This window comes from Streptomyces sp. NPDC005533 (assembly GCF_042871845.1).
In the GTDB taxonomy this organism is placed as follows: Bacteria; Actinomycetota; Actinomycetes; order Streptomycetales; family Streptomycetaceae; genus Streptomyces.
On sequence record NZ_JBIAJH010000015.1, the window covers coordinates 142079 to 160380 of the forward strand.

At 69.0% G+C, this 18302-nt stretch carries 14 protein-coding genes and 1 tRNA gene; 6 read left to right on the plus strand and 9 right to left on the minus strand.

Annotated elements, in window-relative coordinates; genetic code table 11:
- The first annotated feature begins 918 nt into the window (after positions 1-918).
- Positions 919-1959, plus strand: coding sequence for a ParB N-terminal domain-containing protein (locus ACFYP3_RS17800; RefSeq protein ID WP_388832933.1), 1041 nt, complete (start codon positions 919-921; stop codon positions 1957-1959).
- Positions 1960-2018: 59 nt separating this feature from the next.
- Here ACFYP3_RS17800 and ACFYP3_RS17805 read toward each other — a convergent pair whose 3' ends face one another.
- The 5 genes from ACFYP3_RS17805 to ACFYP3_RS17825 form a co-directional block, all read right to left on the minus strand.
- The gene (locus ACFYP3_RS17805) at positions 2019-2453 is read right to left on the minus strand and encodes an NUDIX domain-containing protein (protein ID WP_388832936.1); all 435 of its coding nucleotides are present in this window, start codon (positions 2451-2453) and stop codon (positions 2019-2021) included.
- Positions 2454-2483: 30 nt separating this feature from the next.
- Positions 2484-3275, minus strand: coding sequence for an SDR family NAD(P)-dependent oxidoreductase (locus tag ACFYP3_RS17810; protein ID WP_388832938.1), 792 nt, complete (start codon positions 3273-3275; stop codon positions 2484-2486).
- A complete protein-coding gene (locus ACFYP3_RS17815; protein ID WP_388832941.1) occupies positions 3256-4380 on the minus strand; it encodes a hypothetical protein in 1125 nt (374 codons plus the stop codon). Before ACFYP3_RS17815 ends, ACFYP3_RS17810 begins: the two co-directional genes overlap by 20 nt.
- The gene (locus ACFYP3_RS17820) at positions 4377-6284 is read right to left on the minus strand and encodes a nucleotidyltransferase domain-containing protein (protein WP_388832944.1); all 1908 of its coding nucleotides are present in this window, start codon (positions 6282-6284) and stop codon (positions 4377-4379) included. Before ACFYP3_RS17820 ends, ACFYP3_RS17815 begins: the two co-directional genes overlap by 4 nt.
- 125 nt (positions 6285-6409) lie before the next feature.
- Positions 6410-6595: a hypothetical protein gene (locus ACFYP3_RS17825; protein WP_388832947.1), complete on the minus strand. Its 186-nt coding sequence runs from the start codon at positions 6593-6595 to the stop codon at positions 6410-6412.
- 564 nt (positions 6596-7159) lie between these two features.
- On the opposite strand from ACFYP3_RS17825, the gene ACFYP3_RS17830 reads away from it, so the two are divergent.
- Positions 7160-8185 carry a tetratricopeptide repeat protein gene (locus tag ACFYP3_RS17830; protein ID WP_388832950.1) on the plus strand — a complete coding sequence of 342 codons (1026 nt, stop codon included), beginning with the start codon at positions 7160-7162 and terminating at the stop codon, positions 8183-8185.
- A gap of 129 nt (positions 8186-8314) precedes the next feature.
- Positions 8315-9448: an SAVED domain-containing protein gene (locus tag ACFYP3_RS17835; RefSeq protein ID WP_388832953.1), complete on the plus strand. Its 1134-nt coding sequence runs from the start codon at positions 8315-8317 to the stop codon at positions 9446-9448.
- 116 nt (positions 9449-9564) lie between these two features.
- On the opposite strand, the gene ACFYP3_RS17840 is transcribed toward ACFYP3_RS17835, so the two are convergent.
- The 4 genes from ACFYP3_RS17840 to ACFYP3_RS17855 all read right to left on the minus strand — a co-directional run bounded on the left by ACFYP3_RS17840 (position 9565) and on the right by ACFYP3_RS17855 (position 13782).
- Complete coding sequence (locus ACFYP3_RS17840) at positions 9565-11319, minus strand: ThiF family adenylyltransferase (RefSeq protein WP_388832956.1); 1755 nt, start codon at positions 11317-11319, stop codon at positions 9565-9567.
- The gene (locus tag ACFYP3_RS17845) at positions 11316-12320 is read right to left on the minus strand and encodes a cyclic GMP-AMP synthase DncV-like nucleotidyltransferase (RefSeq protein ID WP_388832959.1); all 1005 of its coding nucleotides are present in this window, start codon (positions 12318-12320) and stop codon (positions 11316-11318) included. Before ACFYP3_RS17845 ends, ACFYP3_RS17840 begins: the two co-directional genes overlap by 4 nt.
- 639 nt (positions 12321-12959) lie before the next feature.
- Entirely contained in the window at positions 12960-13478 is a 519-nt protein-coding gene (locus ACFYP3_RS17850) for an ImmA/IrrE family metallo-endopeptidase (RefSeq protein ID WP_388832963.1), read from the minus strand.
- A complete protein-coding gene (locus ACFYP3_RS17855) occupies positions 13465-13782 on the minus strand; it encodes a helix-turn-helix transcriptional regulator (protein WP_388832966.1) in 318 nt (105 codons plus the stop codon). Before ACFYP3_RS17855 ends, ACFYP3_RS17850 begins: the two co-directional genes overlap by 14 nt.
- A 657-nt stretch (positions 13783-14439) precedes the next feature.
- Here ACFYP3_RS17855 and ACFYP3_RS17860 point away from each other — a divergent pair.
- The 3 genes from ACFYP3_RS17860 (at position 14440) to ACFYP3_RS17870 (ending at position 18255) form a co-directional block, all read left to right on the plus strand.
- On the plus strand, positions 14440-16617 hold the full coding sequence (locus tag ACFYP3_RS17860) for a hypothetical protein (RefSeq protein WP_388832969.1): 2178 nt from the start codon (positions 14440-14442) through the stop codon (positions 16615-16617).
- A 97-nt stretch (positions 16618-16714) separates the two neighbouring features.
- A tRNA-Arg gene (locus ACFYP3_RS17865) sits at positions 16715-16790 on the plus strand.
- Between the two features lie 148 nt (positions 16791-16938).
- Positions 16939-18255, plus strand: coding sequence for a phosphoribosyltransferase family protein (locus ACFYP3_RS17870; protein ID WP_388833041.1), 1317 nt, complete (start codon positions 16939-16941; stop codon positions 18253-18255).
- Positions 18256-18302 lie beyond the last annotated feature (47 nt).

Genomic DNA, 18302 nt, shown 5'->3' on the forward strand with positions numbered 1-18302 from the left:
GACACGTTGGGGGACCGCGCTTGGGGACCGGTTGGGGACCGTGCTCGGGGACCGGGACCGGGACCGGGACCGGGGATGGGGGCGGGGGACCGGGGACCGGCTGGGGACCGAGGCCCCGTTGGCGCCGGGGACCCGTTGGGGACCAAATCGGGAGCCCAGGAGCACGTCGGGGACCAGCCTCCGAAGGGGCAGCCGCCTGAACCCCACACCAGCCGTATCGCTGGCACACCTCGGAGACCCAGAACCCACCGCGCCCAAGCCGTCACGACCCCACGGACCCAGTCGTACCGCACAAACCCGACACCATCCACCGCGCCGCACAGCCAACGGTGCCTGCCCAAGAGAAGGACGCCACGTGCACGACCAGGACAACCTCGTTAATCTGCCCGGTGAGCAGCAAGCATCCACAACCCCAGCCCACAGCGGAGCAAGTTGGGACGGAAGCGTAGCTTCCGTCGATCCTGCCCCCGAGAGGGCCGGGGAGGACCTGCACCGGGGGGCGCAGGTCCGTGAGGCTTCGGCCGAGGGCGGATCGAAGCCAGAGCAGGAAGAGACGCAGTCCGAGCGCCGCAGCCGCCGTATCCGCGCCGATCGCGCCCGCCCGCGCCCACGACAGCCGTGTGAGAAGACGGGCCTGCGCCAGCCCAAGACCACGCCGGTCCGGCCCTGGGCCGGGGTGAAGACGGAGCTACCACTTTGGGCGTCCTCGCGCCACGCCTCCCGCGCAGCCCGTGCTCCACCGGCACACCGCCACCCCTTCGGCGTTCAGTCTCGGAACACTCCCAGCAGGTCTTGGCCGAGCCGTGCTGACCGGCACTCGCCGATACCGAAGCCCACGGCTACGATCCCGGCGCCCTGCTCGCGAAGGCCACAGGCCAGCGAGAACTCGGCACCGTCACATCCATCAGCGAAGTCCTGGTGTGGAGGCTGCGTCACCTCGCCGAGCTGCCGCTGCACCCTGCCCATCCCCACGGCACCTCCGGCACGAGCAGCCCGTCCCGCCCTCCAACACCCCACGCGCTGATCCGCGTACCCCACCCCGACAAGGAGCCCATCCTGAAGATCCACCCCTGTACTGCCGTCTTCCCGATGCTGGACGAGGAAGAGCTTCACGACCTCGCCGAGTCCATCAGGGCCGAAGGCCTCCGCAAGCCCATCCTCCTCACCCCTGACGGCCTCCTCCTCGACGGTCGCAACCGTCTCGCCGCATGCGAGCTCGCGGGGATCCAACCCCGCTTCACCACATACGACGGCAATGATCACGCCCGCGTGGTCTTCTCCGCGAACGCCTTGCGCCGGAACCTCAGCAAGGGCCAAAGGGCGATGATCCTCGCGATGGCCTGTTCCGTTTCGGAACACTCCCTGCGCAGCCAAGCCAAGCTCCACGCCATCAGCCTGACCCGGCTCTCCAACGCCACCACCGTCCTGAACCACGCACCCGACCTCGCCGAACAAGTCCGCATCGGTACCGTCCGGCTCGACGCCGCCTACGAGACCGTGCGGCGGGCCAAGGCAGAAGCTGCCGAGGTGAACGCCCGGTACGAGCAGCTGCGTCAGCACGCTCCCGACCTCGCCGAGCAAGTCTCCGAAGGCCTACTCAGCCTCGACGAGGCCACCGGCGTCCTCGACCAGCGGCTCGAAGACGCGCGACTGCGCCCGCTCGTCGTAGCGGTGGACGCCCTGCTCCAGGCCGACAGGGACGCCGCTCCCCAGCTCACCCAGCGTGCCCAGCAAGGCGAACTCACCTGGCACGAGGCGCACCGGCTGGCGGAGGAACGCCGCTCCCAGCGGCAAGAGGCCATCCACCGCACCCGGCAGGTCCTCGAAGAGCTGGCGACCCACTGGCCCGACATCGAGAGCCTGGCAGACCGCCTGGGCACCCCGTACGCGAGGGAAGTCCTCGCCGCTCTGAGCCCCACTGCACGTGCCATCGCCGCGCGCCTGACCGAATCTGCCTGACCCATGGATTCCGTCGGGGCCGGCGCTCTCCAGCGCCGGCCCCGACGGTATGACCAGGCCTACACCTGGGTGAACTTGAGGGTCCCGGTGTCGAGAGCGCCGCGTAGAACGTAGGCGATCTCCTCCGGCTTGAGGTTGATGCGGTCGAGCCCCTCCCCCGTCAGCGGGATCTCCTTCAGCGCGTACTCACCCCGGCCCTCGGCGCTGAACTCGGGGCCGGTTCGGTCGGCGAAGTTCCACGTCTCGACGCGCGCAAGGTAGAAGAGCTGGCGCTCGTCGTCGGACTCCATCGTGTGGAGGAGGCGGACGACGTCCGCCTTCCCCGCGATCTCCTCGTGGATCTCCCGGTGGAGGGCGGCCTCCCGGGAATCGTCGCTCGCCTCGACCCCGCCACCGGGCAGCACCCAGTACACGGGGACTCCAGGCTTGGTGCGGCGGATGACCAGCATCGTGTCGTCCGCGGTGACGAGGACGGCTCGGACTCGTTCGATCATTTCGCTCTGTCTCCTTGCTTGTTGGCAGTCTCAGTGCAACAGCCAGCCGCCGTCGACGTGGACGGATTGCCCAGTGATGAACGACGCGGACGGGCCGACAAGGAACGCCACCAGGGCCGCCACGTCTTCGGGGCGTCCGCGGCGAGGAACGCACTGGCGGTTGATCTGGTCTTCCGGGCGGGCTCGGTGATGGGCGGGTATGGCGGATTCCGCTGCCACCTCGATGGCGCCGGGCAGGACAGTGTTGACGCAGATGCCGTACGGGCCGAGCTCGCGGGCCAGGGAGCGAGTCAGGCCCAGGAGGCCGGCCTTGGCGGTGCTGTAGGCGACGAGGTTGGTGCGGCCGGCGCGGGCGTTGACGCTGCCGATGTTCACGATCCGGCCCCAACGGCGTTCGATCATGCCGGGGGTCAGGGCGTGGCAGGTGCGGTAGTGGGCGGTGAGGTTGACGTCGAGGGAGTAGTTCCAGGCTGCTTCGTCGGTGTCCTGCCAGGGGACGCGGGGGTAGGAGCCGGCGTTGTTCACGAGGATGTCGATGGGGCCGATCTCGGCGCGGACGAGATCGGCCATGGTCTGCACGGCAGTGGGGTCGGTCAGGTCGGCGTTCACCGCGATGCCGGGGCTGCCGTCGCGCTCGAAGGCGGCGAGGAGGGCGTGGGCGTCTCGGTCCTGGCCGGAGTGGTTGACGGCGACCGTGGCTCCGGCAGCGGCGAGGGCACGTCCGATCTCGGCGCCGATGCCGGTGGCGCCGCCGGTGACGAGGGCGGTGCGGCCCTGGAGGGGACGGGCCTGGAGAGGGGTTTCAACCAGGGGCAGGGACATCGTGACTCCGTTCGACGAGGCCGGGCTGTGGATCCGGTGCGGTGGAGAAGAACGTGCCGAGGCTGGTTGCGGGGTCCTGGCTCTCGGCGAGCTTGATGAGGACGAGCAGGAGGTCGTGTCCGGTCAGCCGGGTGGGTGGGATGACGCCGAGGATGCGCAGGGCCAGGAAGGCATGGAGTTCGTCCATGCCTATGCCGCCGTTGTCACTGCCGCAGAGTCCGGACTGGGCTCCGGTGATGGCCGCTCGCCGGCCTGAGCCGACGTTCCAGGAGTACCGGACCTCGATGTGCCGTGCCTTCTGGTGGAGTTCGAGGTGGTCGATGTGCGGCCGGGTCTGGGCCGGCAGGGCTAGGCGAAGGGTGCGGGCGAAGACGTCGTTCTGGTAGCAGGGGACGAGCCAGCCGCCCAGGGCCATCAGGTACCAGAGCAGGTTCGCGGCTTCGCCCGCGGAGGTGTTGCGGCCGGCGAACTCGAAGTCGAGCCAGCACAGCGGGTCGGCGATGTTGGGCTCGGTCGGGTCGCCCTGGGTCAGGCCCGCCAGCCAGCGCCGGTCCGGGGCCAGGACCTGGCGAACGCTGTCGATAACGGCGGCGACGTCCAGGGTGAGCGCCCGCCCGTTGGCCGTGACGGTGTGGCCGGCCAGCTCGCTGAGGGTGAGGACCACCTCGGTGTGGGGCAGGGCGATGGGCAGGTCCCGTTGCAGGTACCAGCGGTCGAGGCGTCCGCCAGGCCGGATTCTGTCGAGGTAGAGGTCCGGTACGCAGTCGGCCAGCGGCACGCGCTTCCCGGTCTCCTCGGCCGCTGCCCGCAGGTCGGCGCAGGCGCCGTCCACCAGGCGGTTCAGGCGGGGCAGCACGGCCGAGTCCCGGTCGGCCAAGGCGATGACGTCGCCCATCAGCAGTTCGCACCGGCCGCTGGCGAAGACGTCCTCGTAGGCGAGGAGCTGCCTGTCCGGCAGCAGGACCTGCCGGTGAAGGGCCGGAACCGGGATGCGGGGAGCGAGCTGGGCCCACCCCTTCACCTCGATGGCGGCCTGCTCGCGGCTTGCCGCCGCCTTGTGGAAGGTGGCTGCTGGGGCCGGGGGCAACCGGCCGCCCCCGCTCACTGGGCCGTCCCCGGGAGCGTGTCCAGCCAGCTCTGGAGGACCAGGGCCGCGAGCGTCTCGGCGTCGCAGGGCTCGGTGCGGGCGGTGGTGACGAGGGTCGTGTCATGCCGCTTGGCGTCGAGGAGCACCGTGAGGGCGTCACCGTCGGAGGAGCACTCGATCCCGCTGAAGCGGAGCTGGATCTTCGCGAGCAGCGCGGTGACCTTGTAGAGGTCGCGGAGTTCGGGTGCCCCCCTGAGGAGCTGGCGCCGGATTTCGATGGCGGCCTGGATGCCGTCGCGGAGGCTCACGTCGACGTCGATGGCGGCGTCCGGCGCGGGCAGGGTCAAGCCGGGGGCGGACCAGAGCGGGACCAAGGCTCCGCTGCCGATGAGCGCGAGGACGTGGAGGAGGCGGGAGGTCACGGCGCCGGCCCGGCACTCGGCCCGGGTCAGCACGGTCAGGCCGAGCTTCACCCCGCCGAGTTCGGCTTCCAGCTCCGCAAGGATCTGGCGCATCCCGTCGAGGGAGGAAGCATCCGCGACGACGAACACGTCGAGGTCGCTCCAGCCGTGCTGGTACTTTCCCCGGGCGCCACTGCCGGTGACGGCCAGCAGGTCGATCAGCGGCTGCGGGCCGGTGGTGCGGTCGAGGAAGGCGGCCAGGTACGACTCCAGGTGCACGGGGAGTCCGAGCGCGTTGACCGGCATGGTGCTGGGCTGGTGCTCCGGCCAGCGGCGGTCGAGGGCGATGCGGTCCAGGCGACGTTCCAGTTCCAGCCGCGGCCCGTCGTTGCCGATGACCTCGTGGGCGATGGAGGCGATCTTGTCTGCGCCGCGTGCGCTCTTGACGAGGTCGCGGTCGGCGACGTCCTGGGCCCCGGCGAGGCTCCGCCGTGTGCGCGTGGTCTCGGAGGCGTCGAGGTAGGCGATGGTGAGCTGGGATCCGAGCATCCGGGCGAGTTCGACGGTCGAGTCGAAGTCGTGCAGCGACTCGATGGTGACGGAGTCGAGGAAGTGATGGGCTTGGCAGTAGCGGTCCAGCGCGTCCACGACCAGCTCGGCCTGCACGACGGAGCCCAGCCGGTAGGGGTCGGAGATGCCCGCCCGGCTGGCCGCGTCCTCGATGAGGTGACCGATCTTGAGGCGGGCGTAACCGTGGTGGGTGCGCAGGTACTCGCCGGCCGTGCTCTTGCCGCTCTCCGACATGCCGCCCAGCGCGGTGATGTGTACGCCGGACAGAGCCCGGCTGGGCACGCTCGGATGCAGGGGCGCCAGGAGCTGGCGGACTTCGTCCTGGATGGCGATGGTCGGCCGGTCACCGATGCGGATCGACATCGGGAAGTGACCGTCGGCGACGAGCCGACCGACCTGCTCGTGCAGATGGCGCTGGTAGGCCGTGTAGGTGTCGGTGACGGTCGCCTCGTGGGCGAGGCTCCGGCGGGTGCCTTCCTCGCGGTCGTCGCAGTGCAGGAGGACGAGGGCGTACTCGCCCTCCTCGGCGGCCCGCAGGTCGGCCTCGTACGGGGCCAGCAGAAGCCGGGCACGGTCCGCGGCCTGGGCGGGGCCGAGGCCCTCCCGTACGGCGACCGTCGCGGCGAGGGATGCCTCCAGCATGGGGATGCCCCGGTCCAACAGGCGTACCGGCGCGGAGAACGGGTGCCGGGAACGCTCCAAGTAGGAGGTGGCAAGGACGTCGGCGACCTCCTGAACCGTGCCGGTCTCGAACCACCAGCGGGCCATGCCCTCGGCCTTGATCGTCGCCCAGCGCGGGTTGTAGTGGTCGAGCGGGCCTGCAGACGTGGCGGCCGGGCCCATACGCCGGGCGAGGATTCCGATCTGCTTGGTCTTCCCCGTGTTGTCGGGACCGCTGAACGCGACCGACGTGAGGAGGGGGTGCGCGTCGCTGCTGTGCTGGCTGGACATCGGCTTCCCTTCACTGGTGGTGCGGAGCACGTACGCCGACGAGGCAGTCCGAAGGGCCTGCGTGCCGGCGGGAGAGCGGCTGGGCTCCGACCCTGGCCGGGGAGAACAGGCCAGGGCCGGAGGGTCTATCCGGCGCTGTCGGCCGGAGGGATGTCGTCGGCGCTGAGCGTCGAATGCGCCAACGGCGTCTGCGCGGACGCGTACTCGGCCTGGGCCATGACTCCGACCACCGCGAGTCCGGCAGCCGTGCCGAGCGCCCACACCCAGCTCAGGACCGTCCCCAGCGGGTCGGATAACGGAGCCCGGCTCACCGCCCCGCCTCCCGGACGGCGGGGTGCCGGGCGGCGCCGACCACTCGGGAAGGCGGGCTCGTGCGGGTCCATGCGCTGTCAGCGGTCATCCCCACCATCAGTTCCTCTCACCGGTCCGGGCAGGCTCCAACAGGCCCTGAACAGTGACTGTTCGAGCCAATCGGAGATCTGCGGGGTGATGTTCAGTCAACGGCGGTCCGCCCTCCCGGGACAGGGCTCACGATGTAGTCCTGCGTAATCCCGCGTAATCCAGGTGGGGAGGGTGACGGGGTGCCGAGGAACCCGGCCGTCGCGGATCTGATCAAGCAGGCATGCCAGGAACGAGGCTGGGGCCCATCGGAGTTGGCACGTGCCCTTGGCCTGGCGGAAAGCGGTGATCCGAGGCGCCTACAGCGCCAGCACGCCCGGCGGTGGATCGAGGGAGAGCGGACTCCCGACCACTGGTGGCCCTACATCGCACAGGTGCTGGGGCTGGACCCCGAGGCGATCAACCTTCCGGAGCCCATGCCTGCGGCACCCCACGCAGATACCGTTGCATCAGTCCTGCACCTGGGAAGGAGCGACGTGGAACGTCGGGAGTTCATCCTCGCCTCCAGCGGATACGCGCTGTCCGCACTCGGCCTGCCCGACATGGACAGCATCACCCGCCGGACCAAGACCGCTACGCCCGGAGCCGTCCGAGTCGGCCAGGGCGAGGTGGCCGCTGTGCGCCACATGGTGAAGTCCCTCGGCGACTCGGCCTCCGAACTCGGCGGAGGCCACGCCCGCCACCTGGCCGTCCGCTACCTCACCCAGGACGTCGCCCCCTGGCTGGAAGGCCGCTTCACCGAGGCCACCAGACGCGACCTATTCGCCGCGACCTCCCAGCTCGTCCACCTCGCCGGCTGGATGGCCCAGGACGAAGGCGACACTCCCGAACTTCGCGGCCTCGCCCAGCGCTACTACGCCCACTCCTTCCGCCTGGCCGCCGAGGCCGGAGACCCCGAGCTGTCCGCCACGGCACTCCGAGGCCTGGCCGTCCAGTGCGTAGACCTCGGCTACCGGGCCGAGGCCGTCCAGCTCGGCGAAGCCTGCGTGGAGTACGGCCGCAACCTCGACAACCCGCGCGCCGTCGCCTACTACGAGGCCACCCTCGCCAACGCCGCCGCCCAGGACGACGACCGCCGCATGGCCACCAAGCACCTCGCCATGTCCGAGAAGGCCATCGGCAAGCCGGCGGCCGCGGGCGGAGACTCCTGGGCCGCGCACTACTCCCCCGGCCGCTGGGCCCACGAGTCCGGCATGATCCTCTCCCGCCTCGGCGACCTCGACGCCGCCGAGGAGCACCTCCACCTCGCCCTGGACATCCACGGCCTCGACCGCCGCCGCACCCGCGCCATCGTCCTCGCCGACCTCGGCGGCGTCCGCCTACGCCAAGGCGACGTCGACGGAGCCATGGCCACCTGGCGCGACTTCCTCGACTGCGCAGACGGCATCCGCTCGGTCAAGGTCCAGGCCGCCCTCCAGGACCTGCGCGTGCGCCTCCGCAGGTACCACGGCGTCCCAGAAGCTCAAGATCTTCGGGAGCAGGCAGCCCGCATTACGGCCTAGCGTCGGATCCAAAAAAGGACAAGGGCAAACGAAGTGGCAGCGATAAACGGGCGCGGCAGGGCTCGCAAAGGGGGCCGGTCTGCGCATCAGGTGGCCATGGAGGTGTGGGTTCGTAGTGGGGGCCGCTGTGTGCTGTGCAATGCCTATCTGATGGACGGCCCGATGTCGGGGCGGACAGTGCGCCTGGGCGAGATTGCGCACATCGTCGGACAGAGCACGCATGAGCGATCACCACGGGGGGCGGATCCGTTGGACGAGGAGCTCCGGGACGAGGCGGACAACCTGATGCTGCTGTGCGCTCAGGAACACACCGAGATCGACGCCAAGGCGACGCAGGACGTGTTCACCGTAACGTGGCTACGTGAGTTGAAGCAGAAGCATGAGGACCGCATCAGGCACGTGACCGGGCTGGGTCCCAGCCGCGCCACTACGGTGGTGCGGATGGTGGGGCCGGTACACGGCAAGGCCGTGGAGCTTTCGCAGCAGACCGCCGCGAGGGCTGTGACAGCGCGGCACCGATTTCCGCTGTTCTTGGAGTCCTACTCCCGCCACGGGGTGGAGATCGATCTGCAGCACACGCCTGGAGAGGAGGAAACGGCGTCCGGGAACGCTCTGTCCGCAGCGGCCGCGAGCCGCAGCTACTACCGGCAGGCGGTGCAGGTCATCGATGGGGTGATCAAGAATCGGCTGCGGCCGGGCGTTGAGCGGGGCTCCGTACAGCACGTCAGTGTGTTCGGGTTCGCGCGCCTACCACTGCTGGTGTACTTGGGGTCTCGGCTGGACGACACTGTGCCGACGGATGTCTATCAGCGTCATCGGCCCGAGCAGTCCTGGGTATGGCCGGCTGAGACCGGCCCGGGCACGGAGTTCACAGTGCGTGCGGCTGGGGTTAGGCCGGTCAGCGACGAAGCCGTGTTGATCATGAATATTTCAGGGTCGATCGGCACTTCCGAGGTCCCCCAGGAGCTCGCGGATTTGCGGCACTACGAGATCGGACCAATCGGCGCGGCGACCTGCCCGGACATACTGCGCCAGCATGCGTCCCTGCAGCACCTGGAGAACACGCTTCGAGACTTCCTTGCACGGTTGGAGACCGAAGCAAAGACGCTGAAACGGCTGCACGTTCTGCCTGCTATCCCCTTGTCCGCGGCGGTAGGGCTGGGCCGCGCTCATCATCCGCAGGTTCATCCGCAACTGGTGATCTACGAGCGGTTGGCAGGGAGCTACGTGCCCACGCTTGAGGTGGGACCCGCCACCAGCTGACACAGCGGCAGGCGGCACCTCCGTGCCGGGCACGTGCGAGCGATTGTTGGCACCCTCAATGCCGTCCTGCTACGCATGTATCGCCGGGACACGCCGTGGCAGCATGTGGGGCCCGTCTATCGGTCCGAGCCCGCGAAGGCGATGAAGTGGTGCGCCGGGGTGGTGCCGGTGTAGGGCTGGGCACACAGATGGGTTCCTGACACGGGGTGGCGCATCTGGATGGCCAGGAGGTTGACCAGGGTGGCGGTGGTTGTCATCAGGTCGGCGGCAGAGCCGTGGAAGGTGGGCACGGAACAGCCACGGGTCGGGCGTACTTCGTCGCCTGAGGCCGGTTCCGCCCAAAGGCGGTGGTAGGGCTCGAGGCTCGCGGCGGCCAGGGCGTGACAACCGCTGGAGTGGTCGATGGTAGAGAGGCTGGTGGGGTTGCCGGGGGCGGCGATGGTGAGGATCCCCAGGCTGGCGGAAAGACTGTCCGTGGCCATCTGGGCAAGGACGGCTTTACGGTGGGAGCGCTGGGCAAGGACGTCGAGGAATCGTCCGGCGGCCATGCTGACGCTGGCGTCGATGATGAGGTCCGCGTGGTCGGCGGCCTCCAGACGGTCAGAGTCGGCAACATCGATGGTGACATCGTCCCGGATGGTGCGCAGGCGCTGGGCCAAGGCGGTTGCCTTATTCATTCCGATGTGGGACTCGGTGTAGTTCTGCCGAACGAGGAGCCCGCCGGTTATACGGCCGGGATCGCTGAGGGTGACCCGCGAGGCTCCGGCGCGGATTACCAGCTCGGCTGCCCAGGAGCCGATGCCGCCGCATCCCCAGATGTGGACGTGGGCGCCGTGGAAGGCGTGGACGGGACGCTGTGTGTCCCGGCGTGTGGTGACCTCAGGGCGCTCGTCGGAGAGGTAGCACCATTCGATGGCGGCCTGGAGCAGTCCCTCGGGAAGGGTGCCCAGGCGCCTTGGTGTTCTTCGGCGGGCGAGCTCTCGCAGCGCGTCGCTGTGGTCGGGGCACAGTCTGCCGGCGAGCAGGAAGGGGGCTGCTTGTGGGGTGTTGGGGTGCCGGACGGCCAGGACGAAGTGCTGGGCGGTTTCATCGGGATTGCGCAGAGCAGCGGCGGCGAGTGCAGTCAGCAGCGCCTGCGACGCGGCGTCCGGCTGCGGAGTGGAGCCGGGTGCGTCGGCTGCGGTGGAGTCGATGTGTGACATCAGCTCGGCCAGAGTGCCACCGGCGCCGAGGGGCAGGGAGTGGTTCACGGCAAGGATCGGAGTGCGGTGACTGGGCTCGTCGTCCGGACGCTGGACGGTCAAATCGACTCGGTCGGCGGTGCGCTGCGTGAGCCAGCCTGTGCCAGGGCTGTGGTGCGGGACAGGTTCGCGTACGACAACGGTGGGAGTGCCAGGTGTGTGGTGGAGGATGCCGCCGACGGGGTGGTAGAGGGCGATGTCGGGGTCGAATCGGCTGGCCGCTGCGTCGGTGAGCCACTCCCACAGTCGGTTCATGACCGGGATGATTCCCGCGGCGGGGTCCCATTCACGGGCGGGGTCGAGGTAGAGGCACAGCCGGTGGCCCTGCAGGACGTGGGGGGTGCCGGCGAACCTGGTGTGCGTGGTCTTCACCCAGGGCGGGATCGTGGGGATGGCAGGGAGGCAAAGGATGAAGTCCTCGGTCTCCCCCAGAGCAAGGCCACCCGAAGAGTGCGGCATGTCGCCAGTGCGAACGCGGATGGGGACGGCGACCAGACTGCCGGGATCAGTACGAGGGCTGCCGGTGACACATAGATCTTGGCGGTGCCCGGCCGTGAGCGCCGTGAGCTGGCGCAGCAGCCCTTGCTGCCACGGGTTTGGGCGAGCCCGGGGGATCTTGCGCTTGGTCATCCGGCCCTCCCGGCCCGCGAGGTGGTGGCGATCACTAGTGGTGTGGGGAACTTGGGCGTTGCCGGAGTGACGGACGCGGTGGGGCGCGGCAGATCGGGGAAGGCGTCGCCGAACAGGTTCCGCCACAGCCGCACGCTCGTCTCGTAGTCCGGCTCCTCGCAGGCCTCGCGGATCTGGCGGGCGTGGGTGTGAATGCGTTCACGGAAGTAGGCGTAGGTCTCCTGGTTCCAGCGGTGGTCGAAGGTGACGCCCGACCCTGACGGGTCCGGGATGGAAGGCCTGACGGGCCGGTCCTGCAGCCACGTGTCGAGGTCTTCGATGATGGTGAGCAGTGCGATGGGCACGTTGCTGTAGCAGCCGGGCTCGCTGAGGGCCCTGGTCTCGCCGACGCGTTCACCGAGCAGGGTGGTGAGGATGATGGAGCGGGTGCCGGTGAAGGAGTTCCGGTGGTTGCGCAGGTATTTCACCAGGCGGATGACCTTGCGCAGGTTGCCGTTGGCGATGCTGTCCTTCTCCTGCATCCAGGTGGTGAAGCCGGCTGGGTTGGTCCTCTCCCAGACGTTGGCGTCGCGGTTCACGATCACCTCGCGGCCGTCTTCCAGGTGGAGGTAGGGAACGATGTCGACGTGCATGGAGTTGGCGTAGCTCAGCTGCACACAGCGGCACTTGCGGGTGTGCGGCATGTCTCCGTAGACGCTGTGCCGGTGGAGCGCAGCGTAGACCTTGTCGATGTATGTCTTTGGGCTGTCGGCCCATTCGATGACCTCGGCGAGGTGAAGCATGAAGTCGGCGTCGAACTCGCTAAGGCCGACGGGGTTGATGATCGTGCGCTGCGCCCACGACCCTTGCGGCTTCTTCCCTAGAACCAGCGGTCCGAGGTCGGGATCAGCCTTGAGGGCGTTGTAGATGGCCTCGACGCGGGTGGCGAGGAGATCGAGCTTGCCCTGACTGAGGTTCACGGTGTCCCGGAGGAACGCCTCGAAGCCCTTGATGTGGTGCATGGCGGTGTTTCCTTTCTGTGGCGGGTCCGGAAGCGGCTCGGAGGGCGGTTGTCTGCGCGAGACCGGGCCACGCGGGTGCGTCGGATCCATGCCGACGGGTACGACGGCATGGATCACGGAGATGGGTGGGGGTGCGAGGACACGCGAACGCACTCATCGGGTGGGTACGCCCGGACTTGTATGGGTTGTCGTGCAAGGGCGAGGATCCCGGGTGCGGACGCGCGGGTAGATCGGCGGCGGCACTTTGCGGAGCGCCTGCCGCTTTGCGGCATCAGCGATGGCTGCTCGCGACGGTGGCCATCGTGTGAAGTTCGGTGCCGTCCGGTCAGTGGTGCCGAGGCCATCAAGGCCAGGCACGTGTACGCGGTACGCCCGTGACGCGTGCGGGCGGGCTCTTCTCAGCCTCAGGCCGAGCAGGGCTCACCTCATGCACCAGAGACAGCATTTACTCTCTGCTGTAACCAGTGCACCACATAGAGCAACACTCGCGCAAGACACTTTTTGAGCGTCAGCCTCGCTGACGCACTGGCGGAGATCACAGGCGCCATGCCGGCTTGGCTAAATGCACGCAAAGTTCAGCGGCGGTCCCGCTCGGAGCAGCCGACGGGCAGGCCACCTACTGGTGGCCTGAGCGCCCTGTCAGTGCGCGGGACCCGAGACGATGCCGAGGTTCATCAGGCGGTACGTCATAGCCATCTCGCTCAGCAGGAACTGCTGGGCCAGCGCGCGGACGAGATCATCCGTCGTCCGGAAACTGATGTGCTGGGCCGCCCGGCGGACCAACTCCTCCGGGGCGAGCAGCGCCGCGGCGAAGCGATTGGCGTCGATCTCCTCGCGGTCAGTGGCCATGCTCGACACCGCGTTGCGATAGTTCACGCGTGCGTCGGTGTCCAAAATGAGCGGACGCCCCTCGTGCAGGCGCAGGTGCCCCAGCTCGTGCGCCACCGTGAAGCGCTGTCGTTCGCGAGAATGGGCCTCATTGACACCGATGACACAGCTGCCGTCTTTCCGCAGGAGCATGCCTGAGACATCGTCATCCATGCGCTGAGGGACGACGAGGATGTGGAGTTCCCGGGCTAGGTCGAACGGGCTGATCGGCGGCTCCTCGATGCAAAACTCACGCAGCAGCGCACGTGCCGCGACATCAGCCTTCGCCATGACCGCCCCTCATCTTGGCCGCCTGCGCCCACACCGCGGCGACGTCAGCAGCATGTCGGTCCGGCAGACCGGCCGCCTCGTCAGGGCGAAGAGGGGGCAGCAATTCCGCCGGCTGCAGGTTCAGTGCGGCAGCGATGAGAGCGAGCCGATACAGCGGCGGCGCCTGCGTCCCCGCCTCGATGTTCGCGATCGAACCACGCGACAGCCCCGCTTGGCGCCCCAAAAACGCCTGTGTCACCCCCGCGCGCCTTCGCGCGTCTCGGATGAGCCCAGCCACAGCCCTGTTGAACGCCTGCTCCTCCACATCGCCCCCAAGAAACGCCAGCCTCGCTGACAACCTAGTGCGCTACGTGCAGCACTACCAGGCCCCCGTCCGAGCAAGGAACACGTCCGGACACCTACTGGCCTGCGCTCACCACGCGGCCAATCACAGCGCAGGCAGGCCAGTGAGGGATCGGCACGGCGGCGAATCATTCTGCCCCCCTCGAACATTCACCGCGATAACCACTCCCCCGCCGGCTCCATCCAGGTGAACCGCGGGCACCAAAACCTCAGTACCACCGGCCGGGGAGCCTTGCGATAGGCCGCAGGTAGCCGGGGAAATCGCAGGTATGTCCGATGCGCCAGTCGTAGACGGTGCTTACGACTGTCCATCAGGGGCTCTCCCTCCCAACAGCGAGACCACATTGAGTATCTGTACGGATGCGGCTGATTGCTGCCGTGCCGGATGATCGCTCATGGCTCGGCACCATCGGCAAGGAGCACAATGAAGCGTTCACAAAAGCGTCGCGGCCAGGCCCAGGCAGGAGCGGCTCGGCGCAAGGCGTTATCTGAGGAAGGCGCCCTCGAGCAAAAGGCCCACAGGCAGGGCATCCGCGGGCCGCGCGTCGGATACCTCGTTGTGCACGGAGTCGGCAACCAACATCGACACGTCGGCTCCGAGCGCTCTGTCCTTCGCCACATGGGCAAGACCATCGTGGACCCACTCGCCAAGGCCCACGGCGCGTCGTCGGTTATCTGGACGGAGACCCCAGAGTGCAGGGAGAGCTCCGCCGAGTGGCCGTTCGGGGCTCCCGCCCATGCGACCGCCCGCATCACCGTTCCGGGGCATCGGGCAGCAACTGTACTCATCGCGGAGGCGGTGTGGTCGGACCGCTTTCGTCGGCCCTCGTGGTACCTCCGATGGCTGCTGACAGTGATCTACCTTGTGAGAAGTCTGCCCGCGGTGCTTCTGCTGGTCGGGCCCGATCGCCGCGACCGCTCTGTCTGGGTGTCAACTGAGGCCTCCTTCAAGAGCACCTTGCTGCGTTCGATCCGCGATGGACTGTGGCCTATCGGCTTCCTCACCAGTCCGGACATGCGCCACATGGGGCGCATGGGTTGGCGGTTTCTCACTTCGCTCGTGCTCCTGGCCGCATTCATGGCGCTTCTCTCGAAGCATCCCTGGGTCGCCAGCGGTGGCGCCGCCGCACTCGTGGTTCTGCTGAGTACCCGCCTGAATGTCGCCGATCACGTGATCATGGCAGCCGTTAGGGACAAGGAACGCGAGAAGCTGCTCGACTATCTAGAAGATCGACTGTGTTGGATGCGGGAGCACTGCGACAAGATCGTGGTCGTCGCTCACTCCCAAGGCGGTTTCCTTGCCCACCAGCTCATGGCTCGCCAAGGAGGGCGTAACCAGCGGAAGGTAATTCGGCTGGTGGGGGTTGGATCAGGGCTCAAGCCCATCTGGATTCTTCAGCAGGCCAGACGACCATTTGTCGCAGCCGCGGCCTGGGTATTGCCACTCGCATCCATCTGCTTGGCTTGGGGGACCTCACCGCTCATCGAGCCGAGCAGCTCGGAGGTCGCGGCGGGCATGCTGATGCAGCTGACGACGACCACGTCATCGTTGGCACTTCCACTGGCCGCGCAGCCCCCCGAGTTCGGTACGACCATGATGCAAGCCATGGCTGAGTCGTTGGAGCGGATTCAGTCAGGCATGCTCCTCGTGGGCGACATGTCCTGGGAGCGGTGGGCAGCTATCGCGGTAAGCGCGGCGTTGACCATCGGGTGCGGGTTGATCGTCAAGTTCCGAATCGTGCCCGGCGCGAAGGCACCTTTCGTCCTGCCGACACCCAAGGGTGCGAAGGCGCTGGAGTGGCATGAGTACAGCAGCCAGCACGACATGGTGGGCAGGATGCTGCTGCCCACGCTCCCTCCGGGAGTGGAACAGGAGGCCACGCCGGTACTGGGACACCCGCTGCACGACCACACCAAGTACTTCGACAGCGACGGACTGCTCACACGCCACATGACGGCCAAGCTGCTTACGGACGTCGAATCCGCAACGCGCGAGCGCTTTGGAGGACGGAGGTGGGTGGAGACCGTCGCCCGCTACGAGCAGGCCTTGCGCAAGCAGCACGACCGACGTCGCTGCTTTCAAGCGGTCCTCATGCTATGGGTGGCATTCGCTGTTCTGGTGCCCCGCATGGCGCGCGGCGAGACCCTGGTCGAGGCGGTCCTCGGAGGATGGCTGCCGCTCGGGGTGACGACGGTGGTACTGAGCGCTATGTTCACCTGGCGCGGTCGGCGAAGCCACCGGGAGATGGTAGCTCTCCTCGACGCCGAGCTGGGAGGCGAACCACCTGCCGACCCGCCTGTGAGGATCGTTCCGCCCGAGTTTCGGACAACTACTTCCATGTCATTGGCGGTCGGCGCCGTGCTCGCCTTCTACGGAGCGCTGTGGCTGCGAATGCTGTCGGATCTGCACCCGGCATGGCATGTCCGCTCACCTGGAGCGCCACTACTCGCCTCAATTCTGCTCGCGGCCTTGGCTGCTGCTGCGTGTTCCGGCTATCGGGTCAAGCGGCGGTGGGCCGCAGGTGCAGCGCTGTTGGCCGCGTTGCCTGCCCTAACTTCCGGCGGGCCTGTCGGTCAGCATGCACCTGGTTGGGCGACAGCCCCTGGGGGGCCACTCGCTGCCGTCGTCCTGACAGCCGTAGTCATGGCCGTGATCAGCTTGTCTCGGGCGCGCGTGGCTACCTTCCCTGAGGCTTTCCCTGACTCACCGTTGGTGCTACCCGGCCAGCGGGGGATCACCGGAAGCTCCACGAGAAGGGGTGCCACCAGCGTCTCGGGCCGTGGCGGCACAAGCTGATAAGGCAGTGCAGGTGGAGGCCGCGGGACCGGACGGAGGTTTCCCGAGAACGGCGGAACGGCGCGGTGACTGGTCTTGTACCGCCAGCGGTTCGTGCAGGTCAGGGGCACATCGTCGCGACATGGACCAGGTGCCTTCTAAGCACTTGGCCGCAGGTTCGAGTCCTGCCGGGGGCACTCTTTCCGCACCACCCGAGCCCTCCCTCCGCGGAGGGCTTTCTTGCGGGTCGAGGTGGTTCGCCGGGGCCGATCGCGGCTCGCGGCGGAGTAGCGTGGAATGCGTGGCGTGGTCGTCGTCTCCCCTCGTTCGGGGGTGAACCCGGTGCTGTTCCTCCATCGCACGGATGCGGGTGAGCGTCTCGCCGAGGCGCTCCGTCACCTGCGGGCGGAAGACCCCGTCGTCCTGGGACTGCCCCGCGGCGGAGTGCCGGTGGCCTTCCGGGTGGCGCGGGCGCTCGGCGCCCCCCTCGACGTGATCGTGGTCCGCAAGCTCGGCGTCCCGCACCACCGCGAGCTGGGCTTCGGTGCGATCGGGGAGGGCGGCGTACGCGTCATCAGCGAGGACATCGTCCGCAGCAGCCGCGTCCGGCCGGAGGACCTCGCCGCGGTCGAGCACGCCGAGGAGGCGGAGCTGGCGCGGCAGGCGCGGAGGTTCCGCGGCGAGCGGCCGCGGGTGGCCCTCGCGGGCCGCACGGTGGTCGTGGTGGACGACGGGATCGCCACCGGGGCCACGGCTGCGGCCGCCTGCGAGGTCGTACGGGCGCAGGGGGCGGCGCGGGTGGTGGTTGCCGTTCCCGTGGCGCCGCCGGACGCCGTCGCGCGGCTGCGCACCGCGGCCGACGAAGTGGTGTGCCTGTCCGCACCGCACGCCTTCCGCGCCGTCGGCGAGTGGTACGAGGACTTCTCCCAGACCCCCGACGAGGAGGTCGTCGCCCTGCTGGCGCAGGCGGCGGCCGGCCCCGCGGCCGGGCCCGGCGCGGACGTCCGGGCCACCGCGGTCGAGGTGGACGCCGGCGGCCTCGCCCTGGCCGGGGACCTCGCCCTGCCGGAGGGAGCCGGGGCGGTCGTGGTGTTCGCCCACGGCTCGGGCAGCAGCCGCCGCAGCCCGCGCAACCGCGCGGTGGCGGCGGAGTTGAACCGGGCGCGGCTCGGCACCCTGCTCTTCGACCTGCTCACCCCCGCGGAGGAGGCCGACCGGGCCAACGTATTCGCCATCGAGCCGCTGGCCGGCCGGCTCGCGGAGGCCACCCGCTGGCTACGGCGCCGTGTGCCCCTGCCGATCGGCTACTTCGGGGCGAGCACCGGGGCCGCGGCGGCGCTGTGGGCGGCCGCGGAGGCCGCAGAGGCCGCGCAGGCCCCGCACGGTGACGGGGACGGGATCGGCGCCGTGGTCTCCCGCGGCGGCCGGCCCGACCTCGCCGGCCCCCGGCTGGCCGCCGTACGGGCCCCCACCCTCCTCGTCGTCGGGAGCCGGGACACGACGGTGCTCGACCTCAACCGCGCGGCCCAGCGCGCCCTGCGCTGCGAGAACCGGCTGGAGATCGTCCCCGGAGCCACCCACCTCTTCGAGGAACCGGGCGCCCTGGACGAGGTGGCCGCCCTGGCCGGGGACTGGTTCGCCCGGCACCTGGTCCGGTAGGCCCAGCCGATCGGGGCAGCGTCAGCCGATGCGGCCCTCGACGTGGT

Coding starts and splice junctions, on each gene's coding strand:
- ACFYP3_RS17840 (WP_388832956.1), bottom strand. CDS start 11,319: ATGACCAAGCGCAAGATCCCCCGGGCTCGCCCAAACCCGTGGCAGCAA.
- ACFYP3_RS17860 (WP_388832969.1), top strand. CDS start 14,440: ATGGGCAAGACCATCGTGGACCCACTCGCCAAGGCCCACGGCGCGTCG.
- ACFYP3_RS17845 (WP_388832959.1), bottom strand. CDS start 12,320: ATGCACCACATCAAGGGCTTCGAGGCGTTCCTCCGGGACACCGTGAAC.
- ACFYP3_RS17820 (WP_388832944.1), bottom strand. CDS start 6,284: ATGTCCAGCCAGCACAGCAGCGACGCGCACCCCCTCCTCACGTCGGTC.
- ACFYP3_RS17810 (WP_388832938.1), bottom strand. CDS start 3,275: ATGTCCCTGCCCCTGGTTGAAACCCCTCTCCAGGCCCGTCCCCTCCAG.
- ACFYP3_RS17805 (WP_388832936.1), bottom strand. CDS start 2,453: ATGATCGAACGAGTCCGAGCCGTCCTCGTCACCGCGGACGACACGATG.
- ACFYP3_RS17850 (WP_388832963.1), bottom strand. CDS start 13,478: ATGGCGAAGGCTGATGTCGCGGCACGTGCGCTGCTGCGTGAGTTTTGC.